Origin of the sequence: Streptomyces sp. NPDC005820, assembly GCF_040630255.1 — a bacterium.
In the GTDB taxonomy this organism is placed as follows: Bacteria; Actinomycetota; Actinomycetes; order Streptomycetales; family Streptomycetaceae; genus Streptomyces.
Genome location: NZ_JBEXXE010000007.1, coordinates 272,801 through 279,502, shown reverse-complemented (window position 1 = coordinate 279,502; position 6,702 = coordinate 272,801). Strand labels below are relative to the sequence as shown.

5 protein-coding genes are annotated in these 6,702 nt (G+C 74.3%); 3 read left to right on the top strand and 2 right to left on the bottom strand.

Features of this window, described 5'->3' with window-relative positions:
* Positions 1–312: 312 nt before the first annotated feature.
* Complete coding sequence (locus tag ABZ464_RS11530) at positions 313–906, top strand: flavin reductase family protein (RefSeq protein ID WP_359274393.1); 594 nt, start codon at positions 313–315, stop codon at positions 904–906.
* 16 nt (positions 907–922) lie between these two features.
* Here the strand turns inward: ABZ464_RS11530 and ABZ464_RS11525 are convergent, their stop codons facing one another.
* Entirely contained in the window at positions 923–2,230 is a 1,308-nt protein-coding gene (locus ABZ464_RS11525) for an MFS transporter (protein ID WP_359274359.1), read from the bottom strand.
* Positions 2,231–2,301: 71 nt separating this feature from the next.
* Here ABZ464_RS11525 and ABZ464_RS11520 point away from each other — a divergent pair, with 71 nt between their 5' ends.
* The gene (locus ABZ464_RS11520; protein ID WP_359274357.1) at positions 2,302–3,348 is read left to right on the top strand and encodes a helix-turn-helix domain-containing protein; all 1,047 of its coding nucleotides are present in this window, start codon (positions 2,302–2,304) and stop codon (positions 3,346–3,348) included.
* On the opposite strand, the gene ABZ464_RS11515 is transcribed toward ABZ464_RS11520, so the two are convergent.
* A complete protein-coding gene (locus ABZ464_RS11515; RefSeq protein ID WP_359274354.1) occupies positions 3,232–4,518 on the bottom strand; it encodes an MFS transporter in 1,287 nt (428 codons plus the stop codon). The genes ABZ464_RS11520 and ABZ464_RS11515 overlap by 117 nt on opposite strands.
* Positions 4,519–4,681: 163 nt before the next feature.
* On the opposite strand from ABZ464_RS11515, the gene ABZ464_RS11510 reads away from it, so the two are divergent.
* Positions 4,682–6,634 carry a histidine kinase gene (locus ABZ464_RS11510; protein WP_359274351.1) on the top strand — a complete coding sequence of 651 codons (1,953 nt, stop codon included), beginning with the start codon at positions 4,682–4,684 and terminating at the stop codon, positions 6,632–6,634.
* Positions 6,635–6,702: the final 68 nt, after the last annotated feature.

Here is a 6,702-nt window from a genome sequence, read left to right as displayed (position 1 = left end):
CCCCGCCCCCGGCGAACAGCCGGTGCCGGAGGGACGACACCGCCCACGCGGTCGAAGAACGTCCGTGAACCTCAACCCAAACAGGTTGGAATCCCCCTCTTTTGAAGAGGGGGAGGATGTCAACAGAGCAGCCAGGCCGCCGGAAGCTGTGCCGCGCCCACGGCGACCGCCGCGGTCACCTCGGCGTCGGCCTTTCTCAGGCCCATTTTCGTGCGCATGCCACCCCACCCCATGGGCGCAGCGTACGTGCGCACGCCAGAGCGCCTCACACCCCTTCCTATCTGACATGCCGTCAGCTTCAATGAGGACATGATGGGACACGCGGGGATGGCGGCCGCCGCCGTCCGTTACTTGAGGGCGGGCCCGGTCGAACCGCTGCCCCGTCCCGAACTGCGCTGCGTCCGTGAGGACGAGCGGGCGCCGGTGGACCAGGGCGCGTTCCGGCGGGTGCTGGGGAACTTCGCGTCGGGCGTGACCGTTGTCACGGCGACGACGCCGGACGGCCCCGCCGGCTTCGCCTGCCAGTCCTTCTCCTCCCTCTCCCTCGACCCGCCCCTGGTCGCCTTCATGGTCGGCCGTACGTCCACGACCTGGCCGCGCATCGCCCACGCGGGCGCCTTCTGCGTCAACGTCCTCGCCGCGAGCCAGGCCGCGCTGTGCCGCGCCTTCGCGGTGAGCGGCGCCGACAAGTTCGCGGGCGTGCCCTTCGACGCGGCGCCTGCCACGGGCTCCCCGCGCCTCGCCGGCACGCTCGCGTGGATCGACTGCACCATCCACGCGGTCCACACCGGAGGCGACCACCTCATCGTCGTGGGCCGGGTGAACGCCCTGGGGGCGACGGCCGACGGGGACGAGGAAGAGCCCCTGCTGTTCCACAGGGGCCGGTTCCTACAGCCGCGCGCCTAGCCGGAAGCCGTCGCCGTCAGGCCACCGCCAGGGCCTGGCTCGTCGGCCGCCGCCGGATGACCAGCGCCATCAGCGCGGCCGCCGCGCACAGGGCACCCGACGCGTACCAGACCACGTCGTACGAGCCGAAGGTGTCGCGGGCGACGCCGCCGAGGAAGGCGATCAGGGCCGCGCCGACCTGGTGGGAGGCGAGGACCCAGCCGAAGACGATGGCGCTGTCGTCGCCGTAGTGCTCGCGGCACAGGGCGAGGGTGGGCGGGACGGTGGCGACCCAGTCGAGGCCGTAGAAGACGATGAAGAAGATCATCGGGGGGTGGACGGAGGGGGCCAGCAGCATGGGGAGGAAGAGGAGCGAGATGCCGCGCAGCGCGTAGTACACCGCCAGGAGGCGGCGCGGGGAGAAGCGGTCGGTGAACCAGCCGGAGGCGATCGTGCCGACGACGTCGAAGACGCCGATGACCGCGAGGAGCGAGGCCGCCGCCGTGACCGGCATGCCGTGGTCGTGGGCGGCCGGCACGAAGTGGGTCTGGACCAGGCCGTTGGTGGAGGCGCCGCAGATCGCGAAGGTGCCGGCGAGCAGCCAGAAGGGGCCGGTGCGCATCGCCGAGATCAGGACCTTGACGGTGCGGCGCGCGGCGCCCTGCACGGGCGGCGGCTTCGGCACGAACTCCTTCGCGCCGTACGGGCTCGCCCCCACGTCCGCCGGGTGGTCGCGCAGCAGCAGCCAGACGAAGGGGACGACGGCGAGGGCGGCCAGGGCCACCGTGACGGCGGCCGGGCGCCAGTCGTAGCGGGTGATCATCCAGGACAGCAGCGGCAGGAAGATCAGCTGGCCGGAGGCGGAGGCTGCGGTGAGGATGCCGCTGACCAGGCCGCGGCGCTCGGTGAACCAGCGGTTGGTGACCGTCGCGGCGAAGGCCAGCGCCATCGAGCCGGAGCCCAGACCGACCAGCAGGCCCCAGCACAGGAGCAGTTGCCAGGCCGCCGTCATCCATACGGTGAGGCCCGAGCCGAGCGCGATCACGGTCAGGGCGACCGCCACCACCCGGCGGATGCCGAAGCGGTCCATCAGCGCGGCGGCGAACGGCGCGGTGAGCCCGTACAGGGCCAGGTTGATCGAGACGGCCGCGCCGATCGTGCCGCGCGACCAGCCGAACTCCTGGTGCAGCGGGTCGATGAGCAGGCCGGGCAGCGAGCGGAAGGCGGCCGCGCCGATGATCGTGACGAAGGTGACGGCGGCGACGAACCAGGCGCGGTGGATACGGAAACGGGCGGGGGGCTTCTGTGCCTGTATGGCTGCGGGAGCCTCGCTTGTCTGGGTCACGTCACTAAGGGTCCGATGTCCGGCTCTCCGCCACCACTGGCCCGAAGGTCAGCGTTCGATAGGATCGGGCCATGAGCAGTCATGGCCGTGACGTCCGTCCGCACCGCGTCGTCGTCCTCGCCCTGGACGGCATCCTCCCCTTCGAGCTGGGCATCCCGCACCGCATCTTCGGCCGCCCCAAGGACGCCGAGGGACGCCCGCTGTACGAGGTCGTGACCTGCTCGATCCGGCCACCGGGCCCGGTCCACACCGACGCCGACTTCGCGATCATGGTGGAGCACGGGCCGGAGACCCTCGCCACCGCCGACACCGTCGTCGTGCCCGCCTCCTACGAACTCGGCCCGGTCTTCGAGGAGGGCGTGCTCACCGACGAACTCGCCGCCGCGCTCGCGCACATCCGCCCCGGCACCCGCCTCGCCTCCATCTGCACCGGGGTGTACGTCCTCGCCGCCACCGGCCGTCTGGACGGCCGCCCCGCCACCACGCACTGGGCCGACGCCGAGCATCTGCAGCAGCTCTTCCCGAAGATCGACGTCGACCCGGACGTGCTGTTCATCGACGACGGCGACATCCTCACCTCCGCCGGGGTCGCCGCCGGCATCGACCTGTGCCTGCACATGGTCCGCCGCGACCACGGCACCGCGGTCGCCAACGACGTCGCCCGCCGCACCGTCGTACCGCCGCACCGCGACGGCGGTCAGGCGCAGTACATCGAGCGGCCCGTGCCCGATCCGGAGCAGGCCGGCACGACCACCGCGCGCGCCTGGGCGCTCGGACGGCTGCACGAGCCGATCCAGCTGCGGGACATGGCCGCGCAGGAGTCCCTGTCCGTACGGACGTTCACCCGCCGCTTCCGTGAGGAGACCGGCGTCAGCCCGGGCCAGTGGCTCACCCAGCAGCGCGTCGAACGGGCCCGGCACCTGCTGGAGTCCACCGACCGGTCCGTCGACCAGGTCGCCCGGGACTCCGGGTTCGGCACCGCCCAGTCGATGCGGCAGCACCTACAGGCGGCCCTCGGGGTCACGCCCACCGCGTACCGCCGCACCTTCCGGACCGGCAGCGGCGGGACGGGCACCGGCGAGCGCGAGCGCCACGGCGGTGTCGGCGCCCCGAGCTGACCGGGCGGCGTGCCGGGCCTCGCCCCACCAGCCGATCCCGGTCAGCACCAACGTCAGCCCCACCCCGGCCAGGACGGCCGTGGACGGCGCCACCACCCGCAGCAGCGCGCCGGCCAGCGAACCCGTCGCCGCGTAACCCGCCCCCGCCGCCGCGTACATGACGGAGTAGCCCGCGGCCAGCGCGCCCGGCGGAAGGGCCTCGCGCAGGGACAGGTTGCGGGTGAGCATCGCGCCCGACTGGAGCATGCCGCCCACGGTCAGCGCCACCGCGATCCCCGCCGCGTGCGGTATCAGCGCGGCGGCCGTCACACACACCGAGGTGCCGGCCATCAGGACCGCGCTGCGCTCGCGCAGCCGCCCCGGCCAGGCCCGCAGTCCGTGGACGAACGCGCCGAGCCCGCCGCCCACCGCCATCCCGGTCAGCAGCGGGCCGGACCAGCCGACGCCGACGCCCCGCTGTTCGAGCAGGGCCGGCAGGACCAGTTCGGAGAGGCCGAGCAGGGTCAGGCTGGCCGCGCCCGTCACATACACCGGCCAGGCGCCGGCCAGGACGCGCGGCAGCGACACCCCCGGGCGGTCCGCGCCGGTGGCGCCGTCCGCGCCCCAGGCGGCCGGGAGCAGCCACAGGAACGCGACCGAGGCGGCCATCAGGGCGGCGGCGAGGAGCAGCGGGACGCGCGGCGCGACGCCGAGGGCCAGGCCGGCGACGGCGGCCGGGGAGACCGCCCACACGCCGGCCGTCAGTATCGACTCGGCGGAGAGCGCCTGCGCCGCCGCCCGCTCCGGGACCAGTTCGGTGAGCAGGGTGCGCAGGCCGCCGGTGGCGGCACCGGGCGCGGCACCGGCCAGGAACGCGAACCCGCCGAGCACGGCGGGATGCGCGCCCGGCAGGACACCCAGCCCGGCGAAGCCGACGGTCCCGGACCCGAGGCCGACGGCCAGGTGGGCGCGGGCCCGCTCGGGGCGCAGCCGCATCCCGAGGACGGGGGCGCCCACGATCTCGCCGAGGACGTAGGCCGCCGCGAGGATCGCCCCCAGGGAGTACCCGCCGGGGCGCTCCCGCACCAGGAACACCAGCGCGAGCGGGGCCATGGCGACCGGCATCCGGGCGCCGACGGCGGTGCAGGCCCAGGTCAGGACCTGTCGGGAGGCGAGGTCGCGGTAGCTCATGCTTCGACGGTACGGCGTGGGTCCGACAACGCCCCATGGATTTCCGGCCGGTCGTGGGGCCACCCGCCGTCACCCAGAACCTCACCCGACCCGCCCTCAGATGAACATGCCAAGATGCTTCTGCACCGGGGAACTCGCCCGGACTGGGAGCGCGAGCAGAGTCATGCCTGAGACAGAGACGATCCGCCGGTGGCTGCTCCCCGCACTGCTGGCGGCGGCACAGCTCGGCTGGCTGGCGATCGCGGGCCCCTGGCGGGACGGCGATCTGCGCGGAGCGGTCGCGTCCGGGGCGGTCGGGTGCGCCCTCGCGGTGGAGACGGCGGCCCTGGGGCGGCGCCGGCAGGCCCCGGTGAGCTCCCTGGCCTGGTCGGTCGCCACCATGACCGTCGGGCTGATCGCCTGGCAGGACGGCTACTTCGCGCTGGGCGCCATGGTGTCCCTGTACTCGGTCGCGGTGCGCTGCCCCCTTCCCGTGACACTGCGGGCCGTCGCCGCCGTCGTCGCCGCCGAGTGGCTCCTGTCGTTCGCGCGGGCGGGGTTCCGTACGGTGCCCGTGGCGGAATGGGCGGTCGCGGCCCTGCTGTACGTGCTCTGCGCGGGCCTGGGCGAGGCGCGCCGCAAGTGGCGAGCGAGGCGCCTGACCGCGGCCCGTCGGCTGGCGGGCGCCGAGGAGGGCCGGCGGCATGCCGCGGAGAACGAACGGCAGCGTCTCGCCCGTGAGTTGCACGATGTGAGCGCCCATCATCTGACCTCGGTGGTCGTCACCGTGGACGCGGCACTGAGGCTCGGCGGCACACGGCCGGAGCTGACGGCCGAGGCCCTGGAGTTCGCGGAACGCACCGGCCTCGAGACGCAGACGTCGCTCCAGCGGCTGGTGGGACTCATGCGGGACCCGGAACCGCGCGAGGCCGAATCGCTCACCGGCCGCATCCAGGAACTGGTCGCGGGCTTCGGCCGGCTGGGCCGCCCCATCGCCACGGAACTTCCCCCGGACCTGACCGGTCCGGTGGGGGAGGCCGTCCACGGGATCGTGCGCGAAGCCCTCACCAACGCCGTCCGGTACGCCCCCGGCGCGGCCGTACGGGTCTGTGCACGGCGCGACGAAGGGCGGTTGCTGCTGTCGGTGACCAACGGCCCCTCGGAGGCGCGGGGATCCCGTACGACCGGTATCACGGGGTCGGGTCGCGGCATCAAGGGCATGGGGCAGCGCGCGGCCGCGGTCGGCGGTGAGCTCGACGCCGGTCCGACGGCCGAGGGCGGCTGGCGGGTCGAGGCGGTGCTGCCCGACACGGGCCGGGCGCAGACCGCGCAGGGCTGGCAGCGGGACGTCCTGCGGGAGCAGTTGCTGGCCGACCCGGCCCTCGCGTTCACCGCCGCGGTGCTGCCGGTCTTCTTCGTCGTGGTCGGGGCCGAGGACTGGAGCCGGCCGGTCAGGCAGGCGGCCGTCCCCGGCATCGTCCTGGTCTCCGTTCTGTTCGCGCTCCACGGTCTTCCCCTGGTGTGGCGGCGGCGCGCGCCCCGGGCCGCGCTCGCGGGTGTCCTGGCGAGCTCCCTGCTCTGGCCCGTGGCGACCGCGCTGGCCCCTCTGTCGCGGTTGTCCCCCTACTTCGTCGTCGGGCTGGTCGCCGAATGTCTCGCGGTGAACGCGCTGGGCGCCTACAGCCATCGCGGCGCCCGCACCTGGCCGTGGCTGGTGGCGACGGGGACGGTGAGCACCGGTGCGCTGCTCGCCACGGCGGCCGCCGGCGGCGGTCTGCCGGCCGACCGGCTCACGTGGCTCACCGCAGCCGGGCTGATCGTGGCGTTCGGCGTGCCGGCGGGCGCGGGCTTCGCGCTCCTGTGGGGCACCGGACTGCTGGTCCGCCGGCGCCGGCTGCGCGTGCTCGCTCAGGACGACTTCGCGCTCGCCAGTTCCGCGTGGCAGGCCGACCGGTCCGCCGGAGCGGAACGGGAGCTGCTGGCCGGACAGTTGAGCGATGCCGTACTGCATCGCACGGCGCAGCTGGTGGAGCTGGCCCGCGCGAGGCGGCTGGACGAGGTCGCGGCCGAGGCCCGCTCGACGCTCGCCGCCATGCGCGAACTGCTGCACGGCCTCGACCGTCCGCCGCCCGCCTGACGCCCGTCTCCACCCACAGATACAGACGGGGTTCGTCCGCCCAGACGATGGGAACGGCTCCGTCCGCC